The 17107-nt window shown below is 50.6% G+C and carries 12 protein-coding genes and 1 tRNA gene; 2 read left to right on the top strand and 11 right to left on the bottom strand.

Annotated elements, in window-relative coordinates:
- Window positions 1-203 precede the first annotated feature (203 nt).
- From DXD12_RS01715 to DXD12_RS01705, 3 genes are all read right to left on the bottom strand, one after another.
- Entirely contained in the window at window positions 204-3968 is a 3765-nt protein-coding gene (locus DXD12_RS01715; RefSeq protein WP_118637136.1) for a phosphoribosylformylglycinamidine synthase, read from the bottom strand.
- Window positions 3969-4107: 139 nt separating this feature from the next.
- Window positions 4108-4764, bottom strand: a complete 657-nt coding sequence (locus tag DXD12_RS01710) for a histidine phosphatase family protein (RefSeq protein WP_118637134.1) — start codon at window positions 4762-4764, stop codon at window positions 4108-4110.
- Between the two features lie 6 nt (window positions 4765-4770).
- A complete protein-coding gene (locus DXD12_RS01705) occupies window positions 4771-5325 on the bottom strand; it encodes a sigma-70 domain-containing protein (protein ID WP_118524657.1) in 555 nt (184 codons plus the stop codon).
- A 139-nt stretch (window positions 5326-5464) separates the two neighbouring features.
- Here DXD12_RS01705 and DXD12_RS01700 point away from each other — a divergent pair, with 139 nt between their 5' ends.
- Window positions 5465-6388 (top strand): LysR family transcriptional regulator, encoded by a 924-nt coding sequence (locus tag DXD12_RS01700; RefSeq protein ID WP_118637132.1) that lies wholly within the window; start codon window positions 5465-5467, stop codon window positions 6386-6388.
- On the opposite strand, the gene DXD12_RS01695 is transcribed toward DXD12_RS01700, so the two are convergent.
- Window positions 6324-8762: an ATP-dependent DNA helicase gene (locus tag DXD12_RS01695; RefSeq protein ID WP_118637130.1), complete on the bottom strand. Its 2439-nt coding sequence runs from the start codon at window positions 8760-8762 to the stop codon at window positions 6324-6326. The genes DXD12_RS01700 and DXD12_RS01695 overlap by 65 nt on opposite strands.
- Before the next feature lie 355 nt (window positions 8763-9117).
- A complete protein-coding gene (locus DXD12_RS01690; RefSeq protein WP_107000009.1) occupies window positions 9118-9360 on the bottom strand; it encodes an HPr family phosphocarrier protein in 243 nt (80 codons plus the stop codon).
- Window positions 9361-9853: 493 nt separating this feature from the next.
- Here DXD12_RS01690 and DXD12_RS01685 point away from each other — a divergent pair.
- A tRNA-Trp gene (locus DXD12_RS01685) sits at window positions 9854-9924 on the top strand.
- A gap of 251 nt (window positions 9925-10175) precedes the next feature.
- On the opposite strand, the gene radA is transcribed toward DXD12_RS01685, so the two are convergent.
- The 6 genes from radA to DXD12_RS01655 all read right to left on the bottom strand — a co-directional run bounded on the left by radA (window position 10176) and on the right by DXD12_RS01655 (window position 16787).
- Window positions 10176-11579: a DNA repair protein RadA gene (radA, locus tag DXD12_RS01680; protein ID WP_118637510.1), complete on the bottom strand. Its 1404-nt coding sequence runs from the start codon at window positions 11577-11579 to the stop codon at window positions 10176-10178.
- A gap of 161 nt (window positions 11580-11740) precedes the next feature.
- Complete coding sequence (locus DXD12_RS01675) at window positions 11741-12154, bottom strand: hypothetical protein (protein WP_022359635.1); 414 nt, start codon at window positions 12152-12154, stop codon at window positions 11741-11743.
- Window positions 12155-12278: 124 nt separating this feature from the next.
- Window positions 12279-14726, bottom strand: a complete 2448-nt coding sequence (locus tag DXD12_RS01670) for an ATP-dependent Clp protease ATP-binding subunit (protein ID WP_118468725.1) — start codon at window positions 14724-14726, stop codon at window positions 12279-12281.
- 28 nt (window positions 14727-14754) lie between these two features.
- A complete protein-coding gene (locus DXD12_RS01665; protein WP_117795639.1) occupies window positions 14755-15789 on the bottom strand; it encodes an ATP--guanido phosphotransferase in 1035 nt (344 codons plus the stop codon).
- Window positions 15773-16339, bottom strand: a complete 567-nt coding sequence (locus DXD12_RS01660; protein ID WP_107000012.1) for a UvrB/UvrC motif-containing protein — start codon at window positions 16337-16339, stop codon at window positions 15773-15775. The genes DXD12_RS01665 and DXD12_RS01660 overlap by 17 nt, the downstream gene beginning before the upstream one ends.
- 73 nt (window positions 16340-16412) lie before the next feature.
- Window positions 16413-16787: a GntR family transcriptional regulator gene (locus DXD12_RS01655; protein ID WP_022359631.1), complete on the bottom strand. Its 375-nt coding sequence runs from the start codon at window positions 16785-16787 to the stop codon at window positions 16413-16415.
- Between the last annotated feature and the right edge of the window lie 320 nt (window positions 16788-17107).

Raw genomic sequence — 17107 nt, 5'->3', positions numbered from 1 at the left:
AATAACTTTTTGTTTAAGGTTTTCTGACATTTTCGTCAATGATAAAATTTATATCATAATTGATATTTCCTGTGACATAAAAAAGAATGTGCCTTTTTGTGTGATGGGGAATTCCAAGGAATTTTCTATCGCACAAAAAATAGACCGGGGCAGATTTCTGCGGTCCGGTCTATTTCTACCTTACTTAAAAGCAGGTGTTCATTTTATTTGAAATACTCCACACCTGAAGCAAACAGCTGCATATCCTGATTTCCATAGATATTCATGCCTGTATCGCTCCAGCAGCGCTCGTTGTGACCCATCTTACCAAGAATACGTCCATCCGGGCTTGTGATACCCTCGATGCACTGGTAGGAACCGTTCGGGTTCCACTCCTCGCTGACGGATAAGTTTCCGTTCGGATCGCTGTACTGGATCGCGATCTGACCATTTGCGCGAAGTTTTGCAAGCCACTCCTCGTTGGCTACGAAACGTCCTTCACCATGGGACATCGGATTGCAGTATACGCCTCCCAGCTCTGCTTTTCTGAGCCACGGGGACAGGTTAGATACAACCTTTAAGTATGCCATGCGGGAAATGTGGCGTCCAATGTTGTTGGTTGTCAGAGTCGGGGAATCTGCTTTCTGCGGCTCAATCTTGCCTCCGGTTAAAAGTCCCAGTTTGATTAATGTCTGGAAGCCATTGCAGATACCCAGTACCAGGCCATCCCGGTCATGAAGCAGTTTGTCGATCTCCTCCATCATCGCCTCGTTGCGGAATACCGTAGCGAAGAATTTAGCCGAACCATCCGGCTCATCACCTGCGGAGAATCCACCCGGGAACATAATGATCTGGGATTTCTTGATATCCTCTTTGTACTGCTCGATGGAAGAACGGATATCGGATGCATTCTGGTTGCGGAATACACGCACAATCGTCTCCGCTCCGGCTGCCTCAAACGCTTTCGCGCTGTCCAGCTCGCAGTTGGTACCCGGCATTGCCGGAATAAATACGGTTGGTTTTGCCACTTTATGTTTGCATACATATACCTTATCGGTATTGTAAAGTGTCTCTTCTGCTGCCTTCATCGGTGCGCCGGAAGCGGTCGGGAACACTTTCTCCAGGGTTCCGGTCCATGCTTTCAGAGCCTCTTCCATAGAGATCATGGTACTGCCATACTCGAAGGTTCCCTTGTCGGTTACCTCACCGATCACAGTGTACGGGATGGACAGCTCGCCTACCTTGCCATCCGGAACCTCGCAGACGATATTGCCCCAGCCAGCGGCGAAGAAGTCTCTCGGATCTACATTGTGCTCAATCTTTACGCCCAGGCGGTTACCAAATGCCATCTTGCTGACAGCCTCTGCCACACCGGCACCCTCAACCGCATATGCGGAAATAATCTTTCCAGACTCCATATCGCGGTAGATTTTCTCGTAACCATCCATGATCTGGCTGTAAACCGGCAGGTCATGTGCATCTTTCTCGATGGTAAAGAGAACAATCTTGCTGCCCGCTTTCTTAAATTCCGGAGATACCACGTGTTTGGTATCGGAAATATCAACTGCAAAGGAAACCAGTGTCGGCGGTACATCGATTTCTCCGTGCTCTTCATCATAGAAGCTGCCGGACATACTGTCCTTGCCGCCGATGGACGGAAGTCCAAATCCGAGCTGCGCACTGTAAGCACCGAGCAGAGCGGAGAACGGTGTGCCCCATCTCTTCGGATCTTCCGTCATACGTTTGAAGTACTCCTGGAAGGTAAAGCGGATCTTGTGGAAATCACCGCCGTTTGCCACGATCTTAGCAACAGAATCCAGCACTGCGTAAGTAGCGCCGTGGTACGGGCTCCAGCTGGACAGGTACGGATCATAGCCGTAACTCATCATGGTAACAGTATCGCATTTGCCCTCGCTCATCGGCAGTTTTGCCACCATCGCCTGTGTCTCGGTCATCTGGTGAACGCCGCCATATGGCAGGAATACACTGCTTGCGCCCACGGTGCTGTCGAACATCTCAACCAGACCCTTCTGGGAGCATACATTTAAGGAAGAAAGCATGGACAGCCATTTTTCTTTGACATCCTTTACTTCCTGTTTATCAAATACATTGCCTTCCCTGGTCGGAACCTCAACGGTAACGGTTGTCTCCTGATGAGCACCGTTGGTATCCAGGAATGCACGGCTTAAATCTACGATCGTCTTGCCTCTCCAGTTCAGAACCAGGCGCGGGGACTCGGTAACAACGGCAACCGGAACTGCCTCCAGGTTCTCTTCTGCTGCATAAGCAAGCATCTTATCAACATCTTTCGGGTCTACCACCAGAGCCATACGCTCCTGTGACTCGGAAATCGCAATCTCCGTTCCGTCCAGACCTGCATATTTCTTCGGAACCTTGTCAAGGTCAATCTGAAGTCCGTCAGCTAACTCACCGATCGCTACCGACACGCCGCCGGCGCCAAAGTCGTTACACTTCTTGATCAGACGGCTGACCTCTGGGCGGCGGAACAGTCTCTGTAATTTACGCTCGGTCGGTGCATTGCCCTTCTGAACCTCTGCGCCGCAGACCTCGATGGACTCCTCGGTATGTACCTTGGAAGAACCGGTTGCGCCGCCGATACCATCACGGCCGGTACGTCCACCCATCAGGATGATTACATCGCCCGGATCGGAAGTCTCACGGATGACGTTTTTGCGCGGAGCTGCTGCCATAACAGCACCGATCTCCATACGTTTTGCCACATAATTTGGATGATAAATCTCTTTTACATAGCCGGTAGCAAGACCGATCTGGTTACCGTAGGAGCTGTAGCCATGTGCTGCATCCTTTACGATGCGCTTCTGCGGAAGTTTGCCGTGCAGTGTCTCCGACATCGGACGGGTCGGATCAGCCGCACCAGTCACACGCATAGCCTGGTATACATAGGTACGTCCGGAAAGCGGGTCACGGATAGCACCGCCTAAGCAGGTGGCAGCGCCGCCAAACGGCTCAATCTCGGTCGGATGGTTGTGGGTCTCATTCTTAAAGTTTACCAGCCACTCTTCTTCCTTGCCGTCGATGGTAACCGGAACTACGATACTGCACGCATTAATCTCCTCAGACTCCTCCAGATCCTCCAGCTTGCCTTCACGGCGAAGCTTCTTCATAGCGAGAACAGCCAGATCCATCAGGCAGACAAACTTGTCATCGCGATCTTTGTAGAGAACCTCGCGATCTGCCAGGTACTGTTTGTAAGAAGCTTCCATCGGCTCATTGTAATCGCCCTTTGTAAAGGTAACGTCCTTTAACTCAGTCTGGAAGGTCGTATGACGGCAGTGATCGGACCAATATGTATCCAGCACGCGGATCTCGGTCACAGACGGATCTCTCTTCTCTTCGTTCTTAAAGTAGTTGTGGATATGCTCGAAATCCTTGAACGTCATCGCAAGGTTCAGGGAATCGTAGAGTTCTTTTAACTCTGCCTCGCCATAACCGCAGAAGCCATCGAAAATCTTGACATCCTCCGGCTGCTCAAATACCGTTACCAGCGTTTCCGGCTTTGCGTTGTTATTCTCACGGGAATCCACCGGGTTAATGCACAGGGACTTGATGCCCTCGATCTGCTCCGCGGTCAGTGTTCCGGAAATAACATAAGTTGTCGCGGAACGGATCACCGGATTTTCCTCTTCATTCAGAAGTTTCACACACTGTTCTGCGGAATCGGCTCTCTGATCGAACTGTCCCGGCAGGAACTCAACGGAAAAGATCGTATCGCCTTCCTTGGACGGGAATGCCTCCTCATAGACAAAATCAACCGGCGGCTCAGAGAAGATCGTAATCAGCGCTTTCTGATATGCATCCTCCGATACATTCTCAATATCATAGCGGATCAGTACGCGGACATCGGTGATCGTGTCGATCCCCAGATAGCTTGCGATCTCCTCTTTCAGATCGTGAGCCAGTACGGCAAATTCCGGTTTTTTCTCAACGAAAATACGTCTTACGCTCATGTTTTCCTCCTGTTTTTTCGTATTTTAATGTTTCATGTTCTGTAAAATACATTCATTTTTTAGCATAAAAGGCAAATGCCTTCTTCTAGCATCTGCCTTTATCATACACAATTTTTATAGATTAGTAAAATTAATATATTTAATATTTTTTATTAACACATCTTATTGGTTGCTGTTCCAACGTCCCTGTCTCATTCAGTGCAAGCAGCTTTCCCATCCCCGTCGAACGGTCATACGAAACAACCGACAGACTGGCATTCGCCACAATGATCTCCTGCGGCTCCCGATGGAAACGGAGCAGATAATTCATCAAAAAGACGAGGATCCCACCGTGCGCCACGATCACCGCATCCCCGGCTGTCTCCTCCAAAATCTGTCGGATCGCCCGTTCACTCCGCGCCTCGCAGGATTTTCTTGATTCTCCGCCGGACGGGATGCCGACCATCGGCTGTTCCCTCCACAGATGAAATTCATCCGGGTACTCTGCTTCCACCTGCTGCCAGCTTTTGCCTTCCCAGCATCCAAAATCGCGCTCCCGCAGCCCCGTCAGGCGGCGGAGCGGTAATTTTCCTTCCTTTGCCAGGATCTCCGCCGTCTGGAATGCACGCGCAAGCGGGCTGGCATAGACCGCATCGATCCGCGTTTCCGCCGGATAGCCGCTCCTTTCTTTCAGGACAGTGGCAAGCTGCTCCGCCTGCTGCCGTCCTGTTTCGTTCAGCGGAATATCCGTCGTTCCCTGTATCTTTCCCGCCCGGTTCCAGTCGGTCTGACCGTGGCGTACCAAATAAAACAGCATTTTCTATTACTCCTGTTCATCTATCTCTTTCTGAGCCATCTCTGCCGCCTGACCGCTGACCTTCATCGCGTCCATCGTCAGCTTCATGATGTCACGGATCTCATCCTCGCTCATCTTCATGCGCTCCGCCAATTCCGCAAGGGTCGCCTCACGTCCCAGCTCCCGCGCCATGCTCGCAGAAATATCCTTGAGGACATTAACACGCGCCGCCATCTCCTCCTCGATCTTCGTCTCGCGGTTCTGAATCTGCAGCGCATCCTCGATCGCCGCACGCACCTTTTTCTCCATCTGCGCGTCGAAATCACCGTTTTCGTACTCACTTGCGAACAGAAACAGCGCCATATTTGCCTCCTGCACCAGATCGCCCGCCGGAAGTCCCCGATCGTGGTACTCCTCCGCGATCTGAACCGCCTTCGCCAGTTTTAACTCCGTCAGACGGGAAGCCGCTGTCTTGTCCCCCTCCGTCAGTTTTTTCAGAAGCGCCGTTTCCTCCTCCGGCGTGCCCTGCGGGAGATTTTTCAGTTCCTCTAAGTAAATATCATAAAATGTATTAGATTCCATGTGGTATTCCCTCCTAAAAAATACATACTTCTAAGATGATTCCGTCATTTTATCACAAACAAGACACAGATACAATCATTATTGACTCCGCCCTCCAATCATGTTACACTGAATACAGTTCTATAAGGAGGACTAATAAATGGATATCAACTATGAATTATATAAAGTATTTTACCACGTAGCCTCGACGTTAAGTTTCTCCGAGGCATCTAAGCAGCTTTTCATCTCCCAGTCGGCGGTCAGCCAGTCGATCAAGGTACTGGAGAAGAAACTGAACCAGACTCTTTTCATCCGCAGCACAAAAAAAGTACAGCTTACCCCGGAAGGCGAGATCCTACTCAAGCACGTGGAACCGGCGATGAACCTGATCCGTCAGGGCGAAAACCAGCTGCTCGACTCTAACAGCTTAAACGGCGGTCAGCTCCGCATTGGCGCAAGCGATACGATCTGCCGCTATTATCTGGTGCCATTTTTAAGCGAATTTCACAAGCGCTACCCGAATATCCACATCAAGGTTACCAACCGTACCTCCATCGAATGTGCGCGGCTTCTGGACAACGGTCAGGTCGATTTTATTCTGACGAACTATCCAAACTCCGGGCTCGGTGGAACGCAGAATATCCATGTGCTGCGCAAATTCAACGATATATTCGTCGCCAATGAGACCTATTTTCCGATGAAAGACCGCCCGGTTACACTGCGCGAGCTGCAGGCGCTCCCAATCCTCATGCTGGATCGCAAGAGTACCACCAGCGAATTTCTGCACAACATGTTCCAGAAGCACCAGCTCGACCTCGTACCGGAGATTGAATTAAGCAGCAACGATCTGCTCATCGATCTGGCGCGCATCGGTCTCGGCATCGCATTTGTCCCGGATTTCTGTCTCCCGGCTGGCGAAAAAGAACTTTATGCCCTGACCCTGACTGAAGCCCTGCCGCCGCGCCAGCTCATCGTCGTCCACAATGAGACAATGCCGATCTCACAGGCATCGCGTGAATTTATTGAACTTCTGGAAAACGGCTCCAAAACGCCTGGAGTTCCTGCTCCAGAGACGAAAGACTGACTCGTTTGACATCGCTCCATTCCCTTGGAAATAATTCCCGGTACTCCCGACGCCAGAACCGGTCATCCAGTAAAAGGATGACGCCCTGATCGGCCGCGGTCCGGATGACCCGCCCTGCCGCCTGGAGTACCTTATTCATGCCCGGATACTGGTAGGCATATGCAAATCCATCTTTTCCCGCTTCTTCAAAATATCCCTGCAAAATTTTCTGCTCCGTGCATACCATCGGGAGCCCGGTTCCGACCACGATCACGCCGATCAGCCGGTCGCCTGTCAAATCGATTCCCTCCGAAAACAGACCGCCCATCACGCAGAACGCCACCAGGGAGGTATCACGTTCAGCTGTTCGTTCGGGAGAAAATTTCTGTAAAAATGCTTCCCGCTCCTCCTCGGTCATGTGAGAATCCTGGACCAGGATTTCCATGCTTTTTCCGTTTTTCCCGGAATGATTTTTCATTTTTTCATTATCATCCAATTCAACATTCTGATACGCATATTCCCCTTCACACACCTCACGTACCCGGTTCATATACTGATACGACGGAAAAAACACAATATAATTGCCCTTTTTCACACTTGCCATCGTCTGGATGTACCGCAGCACCCGCCGGTATTCCGTCTCATTGCGCCGCGTATACCGGCTCGTCACATCCGTCGCCGCCAGCAGAAGACGCCGCTCCTGCGGAAACGGGGACGGCACATAGACCGTATAGTCCTCCTCCTGATCCGACAGAAGCATCCGGTAATACCGGAGCGGCAGAAGCGTTGCCGAGAAAAAGACCGCCGCTTTCCCCTGCGACAGGCACTGCGCCAGATTTTCAATCGGATTGACACAATAAAGCCGGATGACAAATTCGCCGGACGGCAGAAGTTCCGTGTAAATCCTGTAATGCTCATCGACCCGCTCATACATATTTAAAAAATGTCGCACCGAAAAATAAAAATCCAGAATCGTGTCCCGCCCATCTTCCCCGCCCGGCTTTTCCAGATACTTTTCCATTTCTCCAAAAACACTGTTTAACACTGAAACCAGATGTCCGGCATCCTTGAGCAGCTGGTAGCCGCCGCACTCCCGCTTCATCTCCAGAAGCGCCTTATTTAACCTTGTAAGCTGCCGCCCCAGCGCCGGCGCACGATGTCCCAGTACCTTTTTCGTCAAAAGTACTTCTTCCTTTATAATAGAAGCACTGTACATTTCCCGCGCGCGCGATACCAGATTGTGGGCTTCATCCATCAGGAAGAAATAGTCCCCCTCCGCCCCATCCGCAAAATAACGTTTCAAGCGCACATCCGGGTCAAAGACATAATTATAATCACAGATGATCCCATCCACAAACGAAGAAATATCGAGGCAGAACTCAAACGGGCAGACCTGAAATTTTTCCGCATACTCTAAAATTACCGAACGCGTAATTCCAAATTCCTGATGCAAAATTTCATACACCGCATCGTTGACACGGTCAAAATGCCCTTTCGCACGCGGGCACATTTCCGGATTACACACCGGTTTTTCCAAAATACACAACTTTTCCTTTGCCGTGATCGTGACCGAACGAAAATACAGCCCGCGTTCCCGCAAAATCGCCAGCGCCTCTTCCGCCACCGTCCGCGTGATCGTCTTCGCCGTCAGGTAAAAGAGTTTCTGCCCATGTCCTTCCCCGATCGCTTTAAGCGCCGGAAATACCGTCGAAAGTGTCTTTCCAATCCCGGTCGGGGCCTGGACAAACAGCCTGCGCCCGCGCTCCAGCGTCCGGTAAACCGCCACAGCCAGCTCCCGCTGTCCCGCCCGGTACGGATAGGGAAATTCGAGCGCTTTGATTGATTCATCACGTCGCAGCCCGTTGTGATAGAGGTAACGCGCCCATTTGACATATTCATGGATCAGACCAGCAAACCATTCAGAAAGTTCGTTCATCGTCTGGATCTCCTGAAAGCGGCGGATCTCCTCCGTCTCCAGATTACAGTAGGTGAGCTGCAGTGTCACTTCGTCCAGCGCTTCCTGTAATCCATAGATATAGCCATAACAGCGCGCCTGCGCCATATGCACGCCAACCGCTTCTTCCAGACAGTTTACATCCTGGTAAACACACTTGATCTCATCGATCGTGACATCTTTTCCATCCCGGATGATTCCATCCGCACGCCCCTCGACCACGATCTGGAATCCGTCCTCCTCCACCGAATGGCGCAGCGACACCTCCGCCTGATACCCTGATCCCATCCGCCGCTGTATCTTCCGGTGCATCCGTCCTCCAGCTAACATCGCCTCTTTCTGTGCACCCGCCGTGCGCCGGTTATCAATATCCCCCGAACGCAGAACGAACTCAACCAGATTGCGGACGGAGATCCGTATCTGCCTGCCGGTCAGCTCCATGTGTGGTTCCTCCCTTCCCCGTACATGTACTCTCGGAATCTTTCTGTGCTTGATTTTGTGAAATGATTTTTTGTCAGTTGTGCCCAAATTTCTGAGGCGTACGCGGTGCGTACGTTGATGAAATTCGGGTGCGGCTGGCGGAAAATCAGCCACAAAAGCACGTGCAGAAAGACTCCGAGAGTACATATATATGTCTATCAAAAAGACTGCAGACACCATCTTCTCTCCGGCACCCGCAGTCTTTCTTTATTTTCGTACTATCAACTTTTCTTTCATCATGCCGATTCGAGCCATACATATCCTTCCAAAATATCTATGATATCTATGTTCCACTTGAACCAGCCTTCCAGCCCTTTTATGCCGCTGTCACATTGTCCGCTTCCATCGTGTCAAGGAACGCCTCATACTCTGCATCCTCGCCCGTGTACTCAACGGTCAGAATCTGTGTCAGATCCAAACTCATAACTCCCAGAATCGACTTGGCGTCAATGACAACACGGTTATAAAAAACATCAATATCAAAATCGCATTTCATAGAAGCATTGACAAATTTCTTTGCATCTTCTATCGTTTTCAGCATAATTTTTCTCTGTTTCATAATAAACAACTCCTTTTTCCTGAATGTACCAACAGAATTTTTCCCTCCGTTTTTTAGGCACATTTAAAACCATAAAGATTTATTCAGTGTTTATAGCATGATTTTTGTCGAATGTCAATTTGATTTCTTTTATACCGCATATTTTTAATACATGATTTTTACCAAAAAAGCAGCGTGTTTCTTGGTAAAATATTCCGACGTCTAGAACTATCGTCGTATTCATTTCATGATATATTGTCATTATTTATATACATCAAATGGTTTAGCGGATTGTTTTTGGGCAGTTGAACTAAATATTCATTGTGATTTTCCACCCAGCATGAGCACACAAATTCTCTTTTACCAAATTATCCTGATCTCTAGTTTCCATATAAAATGATGAATGATACTTAATAAATGGAAAAAAATATATTAAATCAAAAAAAATGAAAAATTATAAAAAAATTGTTGACTTTTCGTTATGGCTATGATATCATAACTGAGTCAGCAGCGAAGGGGAATAGTTCAATGGCAGAGCAACGGTCTCCAAAACCGTTAATGGGGGTTCGAATCCCTCTTCCCCTGCTTCTAAAGGCGTCAGTGATTCAGAGATGAGTCATTGGCGTTTTTTGTTTTTTTAAACATTCAAGTCGAACGTCCATGAGACTTGGCGCGTGATTCTGGTCAGAGAAGCTGACATATCCCTATCAGAATCACTGCGCATCCTCGCGGAGCGTTTATCTCAGTCGGAGACCTAACTCCCACTGAGACAAATTTGCTGTTACTCACATTACGCTAATATTATTTTTCTTAAATTTTCCCAAAATCCAAGCAACCTACAGCAGCCCAATCGCCTCCCGCACATTTGCCACCCCTTCCAGCCGGATATCCGACCTTGGTTTCAATTTACTGACATTGACCATCGGAAGAATGCATCTTGTAAATCCCATCTTGACTGCCTCATGGACTCTCTGCTCTGCCATCGAGACGGCGCGCACCTCTCCGGAGAGTCCGACCTCGCCAAATACGATCGTTTTCTCGTCCAGCGGACGGTCTTTATAGCTGGAAATCAGCGCCATCACGATCGCAAGGTCAAGCGCCGGCTCGTTCATCTTCATGCCGCCTGCAATGTTGACATACGCATCGTACCCGGACAGGGCATAACGGCATCGTTTTTCCAACACTGCCATGAGCAGGTTCACACGGTTGTAATCGACGCCCGCTGCCGTCCGCCGCGGCAGTCCGAAATTCGTCTTTGACACCAGTGCCTGCACTTCCAGAAGAATCGGGCGGGTTCCCTCCATCGAGCAGGCAGTCACCGCACCGGATGCCTCCGCCGGGCGCCCTTCCAGCATAAATTCGGATGGATTCGGCACCTCCGCCAGTCCTTCCTCCCGCATCTCAAACACGCCGATCTCATTGGTCGAACCGAAGCGGTTCTTCACTCCCCGCAGAATCCGGTAGGACGCATGGCGATCGCCCTCAAAATATAGCACTGTATCGACCATATGTTCCAGCATACGCGGTCCCGCCACAACGCCCTCTTTCGTCACATGACCGACGATAAAGACTGTCACACCCAGTCCTTTTGCGAGCTGCATCAGGACGCCGGTGCACTCTCTTACCTGGCTGACACTGCCCGGTGCGGAACCTGCCGCCTCGATAAACATGGTCTGGATCGAGTCGATCACGACCACATCCGGGCGTACCTCCCGGATTACCTCCGCGATCGTATCCAGGTTCGTCTCACTCAAGAACGAAAGTGGTCCGCGCACCGTCCCGATCCGGCTTGCCCGCAGTTTGATCTGTTTTAATGACTCCTCGCCGGAGACGTATAAAACCTTTTGTTCCTGTCCTGCCAGGTTCCGGCAGACCTGCAGAAGCAGGGTTGATTTTCCGATTCCCGGATCTCCGCCGACCAGCACCAGGGAGCCACGCACCACGCCGCTTCCAAGCACCCGGTCAAGTTCTGCAAATCCGGTTCTCGTCCGATCCGTATCGGAAAGCTCAATTTCATCTAAGCTGACCGGCTTTGTCTGCGCGCCAACCCGTTTCCCCGGTGCCGCCGTCAGCGAAGCCGCTGCCGCATACCGCCCTGCTGCCGTACCGGATGATGCCGGTGCGGACGGCGCTTCCACCATCGTATTCCACGCCTTACACGCCGGGCACTGCCCCATCCATTTGGAAGATTCATAACCGCATTCCCTGCAGAAAAATCCCGTTGATTTTGCCTTTGCCATGCTGATTCCTTTCCAAACACTTCTTCTCATATTTCTTATTACATAAAAAGCTGCTGCATGGCGGAAACCGGCTTCCGGCGCACACGCCCGCCATTCCTGCCATGCAGCAGCTTTCATCTCATGCATTGTAACTTGTACGTAACGTTTTGTTTTTCTTTTCCTTATCTGGCTTCAATCCGGATTGCGGTTGCCTTGCCCGGGTTCAGCTCCACGCTCAGTACCAGTTTGCCGCTGACGTTGGTCTTCATGCCACCGACCGATACGCCGTCTACATATACCTCATACTCACGCTCATCCTCTAACTGAATGGTAATCTGAGCATCCTTCTCGCCCTCAACCGAAAACTGTACGGAAGTATCTCCCGCCTGGAAATGATTGACTGCCGTGCCCGGTACCGACTCATATACGAACATTCCGTTGCGCTCCAGCTTGGTAATCTCGCCGAATGTTTTTACCTTATAAAGATCGCCCTGAAATTCAAAATCCTGCAGCTTGGACTTTGCTGCTAACATATAATTGCCAAAACTGATGGTTCCGTCATCCTCGATGCGGATTAACTCGCTAACTACTGGCATAATGCTTTATCCTCCTAGTATCCTTTTAATCAATATCGCAACTGCTCCGCACTTACACAGTTACTCAGTAGTATCATTTTAACACACTTCGACCGGGTTTACCAGTCTTTTCGCTTCCAGCCCTTTAGACCGTCTCAAATTTCAGCTGATCGCCATCTTTTTCAATCCGAACCTCTGTTTTTTTCCGGATCGTGCCTTCCAGGATCTTCTCAGAAAGCTGATCCTCGATCTGCGTCTGGATCGTCCGGCGCAACGGTCTTGCACCATATTTGGAATCATATCCCTTGTCTGCCAGGAAATCGATCGCATCATCTGTGATCGTGAGCGTCATTCCAAGCTGATCCTCCGTCCTTTTCTTGATGCCGCGCAGCAGAATGCCCGCGATCGTCTTGATATTCTCCTTCGTCAGAGGATGGAATACTAAAATCTCATCGATTCGGTTTAAAAACTCCGGTTTAAACATCCGGCGCACTTCCTCCATCACGCGCTCTTTCATAAACGCATAATCCGCTTTCTCACCGCTCTCCGACGAGAATCCAAGCCGCTTCGGGGAAATAATATTTTCAGCGCCCGCATTGGAGGTCATAATCAGAATCGTGTTCTTGAAATCCACCTTCCGTCCCTGTGCGTCCGTAATGTGTCCGTCATCGAGGATCTGCAGCAGAATGTTAAATACATCCGGATGCGCTTTTTCAATCTCATCAAAGAGAATAACCGAATATGGATTGCGACGCACCTTCTCGCTGAGCTGTCCGCCCTCCTCGTAGCCAACATATCCTGGCGGCGAACCGATCATCTTGGAAACGCTATGTTTCTCCATGTACTCCGACATATCAACGCGGATCATCGCATTTTCCGTGCCAAACATCGCCTCCGAGAGTGCCTTGGAAAGCTCTGTTTTTCCGACACCCGTCGGCCCCAGGAACAGAAACGAACCGATCGGCCGCTTCGGATCCTTGAGTCCCACACGACCACGGCGGATCGCACGCGCCACGGCGGATACAGCTTCCTCCTGTCCGACCACGCGCTCATGCAGAATGGACTCCAGTTTCAACAGCCGCTCTGACTCTTCTTCTGCCAGCTTGCGAACCGGGATCTTCGTCCAGTCAGAAACAATGTCCGCAATCTCATTTTCACCGACCACTAACTTGCGTGAATTTTTCTCTTTTTCCCATTTTTCACGAATCTTTTCAATCTTTTCCTGCTTTTTCTGCTGCTTCTTCTTGATCTCACCGGCTTTCTCATAGGCTTCAGCCTTGATCGCCTCTTCCTTCTGACCTTCGAGTTTTTTGATCTCCGCTTCGAGCTTTTTGATCTCCTCCGGCTCCGTATATACAGTCAGACGCAGCTTCGAGGATGCTTCATCGATCAGATCGATCGCCTTGTCCGGCAGGAAACGGTCATTGATATAGCGGGCAGACAGGCGCACCGCTGCCACCAGTGCCTCATCCTGGATCGTCACCTTGTGATGTTCCTCATAGCGGCTGCGAAGCCCCTTCAAAATCTCAATGGATTCCGCCTCCGTCGGCTCATCCACCATAACCGGCTGAAACCGGCGTTCCAAGGCCGCATCTTTTTCGATGTATTTGCGGTATTCTTCCAGCGTCGTCGCACCAATGAGCTGAATCTCGCCCCTCGCCAGCGACGGTTTCAGGATATTAGAGGCATCGATCGCGCCCTCCGCGCCGCCTGCACCGATGATCGTGTGAATCTCATCAATAAACAAGAGCACATTTCCACTCTCCCGCACCTCGGCAAGTACCTTCTTAATCCGCTCTTCGAACTCACCACGGTACTTGGATCCTGCGACCATGCCGGACAAATCGAGGCTGACAACCCGCTTTTTCGCGATCGTCTCCGGTACATTGCCGGAAACAATGAACTGCGCCAGACCTTCCACAACCGCCGTTTTTCCGACGCCTGGTTCCCCGATCAGGCACGGATTATTCTTCGTCCGGCGGCTTAAAATCTGAATAACACGTTTCATTTCCCGTTCCCTGCCGATGACTGGATCGAGCTTTCCGTCCCGCGCCATCTGAGTCAGATCCCGGCTGAAATTGTCCAGATTCGGTGTATTGCCTTTCTCCGGGCGCACCCGTCCTGCTGCCGCATCTTCCGCCGCCTCGGACGGCGCATCATCGCCCATAGCCCCCATCAGATCCACATATAATTTCTGAATATTAACATTCATTGTATTGAGTAAACGGCACGCAGTTGATTTTCCATCCTTGATGATGGCAATCAGGATGTGCTCCGTTCCAATCAGAGGCGCTTTGAAAAAAACCGCCTCATCATAACTCGCCTGCAGCACGGCGCGCGCCCCCGGCGTATATTCAATCTGTCCCTCTACCTGAGTCGCCACTGCCGGGCTTATCAGACGCTCCATCAGTTCCATGACACGCTCTTCTGTCACATCATGTTCTGCCAGAACCGCTGCCGCCACGCCAGTTCCCTCTTTTATCAGTCCTAAAAGCAGATGCTCCGTCCCCACATAGCCGTGTTCCAGCTCCTGCGCTGTCTCGACTGCCAGACGGATCGCTTCTCTGGCTTTCTGAGTAAAACGATCGATCATTTTACTGTTCCTCCTGTTTCTTTTTACTTTACACCAGCTTCGGCAGTTCCTCACGCAGATACCGCGCCCGCTCTGCCTCCAATTCCTCACGTCCCAGCGGCTTGCTCGAACGTTTCTGTAAGTTTGCCGGCTGGATGCCGATCATCAGGCGGTAAATGCTCACAAATTCTGCCGGTTTTAACAGCCCGTCCGCGATGCCCGCCCAGACATGAGATAGAAATGTCATCGCTTCCTTGAGCGTCATCCGGCGCGCATATTTCAGAACGCCGTAGGACTTGTACGCCTCGTCCTCCCGCTCCAGGCGGTGCCTCGACAGAGAAACCTCGCGGAACTGATTTTCCTGCGCCGAGAGCTGCCCCGCCACGTTGGCTACCAGCTCCAGAATCTCTTGTTCGGTGATTCCGAGTGTCTTCTGATTGACTACCTCGTACAGATCGCCATAGTTTTCATTGCCTCTGCCATAAACGCCGCGCACGGTCGTGCCGAAACGTCCCATATCGCCCAGAAGTTCCTGAAATTTCTTATTCATTGTCAGAGACGGCAGATGCACGACCACGGACGCCTTCATTGCTGTTCCGACATTCGTCGGATAGGACGTCAGATACCCATATTTCTCATTAAATGCATACGGAATCTTCTCGTTGATATAATCATCCAGCTCATCCGCTTTTGCATAACATTCTTGCAGATCGAGTCCCGATGCCAGCACCTGTAAACGGATATGATCGTCCGCATTTAATACCATGCTGACCCGCTCATCCTCCGAACAGAGGATCCCACCCGGCGTCGTCTTCTCCGCCAGCGTGCGGTTTAAAAGCCGCCGTTCCCGCAATGCGGTGCGGTCAAGCTTCTCCATCAATTCCAGATCTTCATATTCATAAAACTGACCGTCCCGGTCACCCAGATCGCGAAAATTCTGTTTTAAACGGGCAATCATCGTCCGCGCCTCATCCGGCTCCAGACGGCTCGGAAATTTATATTCCTCCCAGTTCCGAGACAGACGCACCCGGCTGGAAACGATATTGGACGCATCATTCGCCACTTCCTCAAACCATTTCGTCATGTCTCATCTCTCCTTCCAGACTGTGTATCTTATCCCGGCAGGCAGCAGCCGTCTCATAGTCTTCTTCCTGCAACGCCGCTTCCAGCCTGCGTTTCAGCTGCTTAATCTGCTCTTCCGGGCTGAATTCCAGTTCTCCTTTCTTCGTCACCTCTGCAGCCGCCTGACTGCGCGGCTGGATCTTCGGATGTTTGCCGGTATGGCTCGAATTTTCCTGCAATTTCTTAATTTTCTCTCCAAGCAACGGATCAAACACATGATAACAGTCCGCGCATCCGAAACGGCTGTTCTTGATAAATTCTTCATACGTCGTGCCGCAGGTCGGGCATACCACATCCTCTTTCGGTGCCTGGCTGGCAGATGCATCCGTCAGTCCCAAAAGGCTCGAAAGCAGTTTTCCAAGCGGAAATTCTCCCTCAATCAGTGCCGAGTACGGTCCCAGATCCATCTCTTTCGCGCACTGGGCGCAGAGATTATGCTCTGTCTTGACGCCGTTAAACACTTCTGTATATTTAATATTCGCTTCGCGAATCCCACATTTCTCACACAGCATAATTTATCCTCCCAACATACACATCCCGCAACGGTTCCAATACACAAAAACCATCGCCCGCAGCCGGAACCTGCTATTCCGCTGTAAATGCGTCATAAATGGAATCCACCAGATTGTGAACCTCCTCGCGGCTCACATTTTTACAGACACCTCTTGCCAGAATCACACTGAGATCCCGGCGCATCTCCGAGATCGTCCGCATCTTATCCGTGTCAAGTGCAATCACTGCCCCGCGGCGGCGGTCCACACGCAGAAAGCCTTCCTGTTTCAGTACAGAATATGCCTTGTTGACCGTGTGCATGTTAATTCCGATGTTATCCGCTAACTGGCGCACGGATGGCAGCGTATCGCCCTCCCGGATCTGGTCGGTCGCAATCCCGATGATGATCTGGTTTATGAGCTGAATATAAAGCGCTTCCTCACTGTTAAAATCAATCTCTACAATCATACTCCACCATCTTTCATTCTGACGGCAGACCCCGTTTCTAAATACAGTCAGCCGCCTGTTTTATCATTTGTTATATAGATTGTATAACAAACAGGTGTTTTCGTCAACTGTAAAACTGTGTTAATTGTGTGAACTTGTTACTGTTCACGGATAGGCACTTTTGGAACTGAAAGTGCCGTAAGAAAACGTGGTGGCAGCAGGAATTTGCCGTATTTAAATGCGAAGCCACGGCAAATTCCGTTACTGGGCACGTATGCGTGAACAGTAACGTGAACTTGTTACAAAAAAAGCGATATAAAAGAAAAGACAGATACCCGCCA

The organism is Clostridium sp. TF11-13AC, assembly GCF_003481065.1.
Taxonomy (GTDB): Bacteria; Bacillota; Clostridia; order Lachnospirales; family Lachnospiraceae; genus Otoolea; species Otoolea fessa.
The sequence above is the reverse complement of the archived record's forward strand: the minus strand, read 5'-3'. Positions and strand labels throughout refer to the sequence as shown.

What these genes read in the sequence shown, in the direction of transcription:
- DXD12_RS01715 (WP_118637136.1), bottom strand. Translation starts at nt 3,968, where the DNA reads ATGAGCGTAAGACGTATTTTCGTTGAGAAAAAACCGGAATTTGCCGTA.
- DXD12_RS01710 (WP_118637134.1), bottom strand. Translation starts at nt 4,764, where the DNA reads ATGCTGTTTTATTTGGTACGCCACGGTCAGACCGACTGGAACCGGGCG.
- DXD12_RS01705 (WP_118524657.1), bottom strand. Translation starts at nt 5,325, where the DNA reads ATGGAATCTAATACATTTTATGATATTTACTTAGAGGAACTGAAAAAT.
- DXD12_RS01700 (WP_118637132.1), top strand. Translation starts at nt 5,465, where the DNA reads ATGGATATCAACTATGAATTATATAAAGTATTTTACCACGTAGCCTCG.
- DXD12_RS01695 (WP_118637130.1), bottom strand. Translation starts at nt 8,762, where the DNA reads ATGGAGCTGACCGGCAGGCAGATACGGATCTCCGTCCGCAATCTGGTT.
- DXD12_RS01690 (WP_107000009.1), bottom strand. Translation starts at nt 9,360, where the DNA reads ATGAAACAGAGAAAAATTATGCTGAAAACGATAGAAGATGCAAAGAAA.
- radA (WP_118637510.1), bottom strand. Translation starts at nt 11,579, where the DNA reads ATGGCAAAGGCAAAATCAACGGGATTTTTCTGCAGGGAATGCGGTTAT.
- DXD12_RS01675 (WP_022359635.1), bottom strand. Translation starts at nt 12,154, where the DNA reads ATGCCAGTAGTTAGCGAGTTAATCCGCATCGAGGATGACGGAACCATC.
- DXD12_RS01670 (WP_118468725.1), bottom strand. Translation starts at nt 14,726, where the DNA reads ATGATCGATCGTTTTACTCAGAAAGCCAGAGAAGCGATCCGTCTGGCA.
- DXD12_RS01665 (WP_117795639.1), bottom strand. Translation starts at nt 15,789, where the DNA reads ATGACGAAATGGTTTGAGGAAGTGGCGAATGATGCGTCCAATATCGTT.
- DXD12_RS01660 (WP_107000012.1), bottom strand. Translation starts at nt 16,339, where the DNA reads ATGCTGTGTGAGAAATGTGGGATTCGCGAAGCGAATATTAAATATACA.
- DXD12_RS01655 (WP_022359631.1), bottom strand. Translation starts at nt 16,787, where the DNA reads ATGATTGTAGAGATTGATTTTAACAGTGAGGAAGCGCTTTATATTCAG.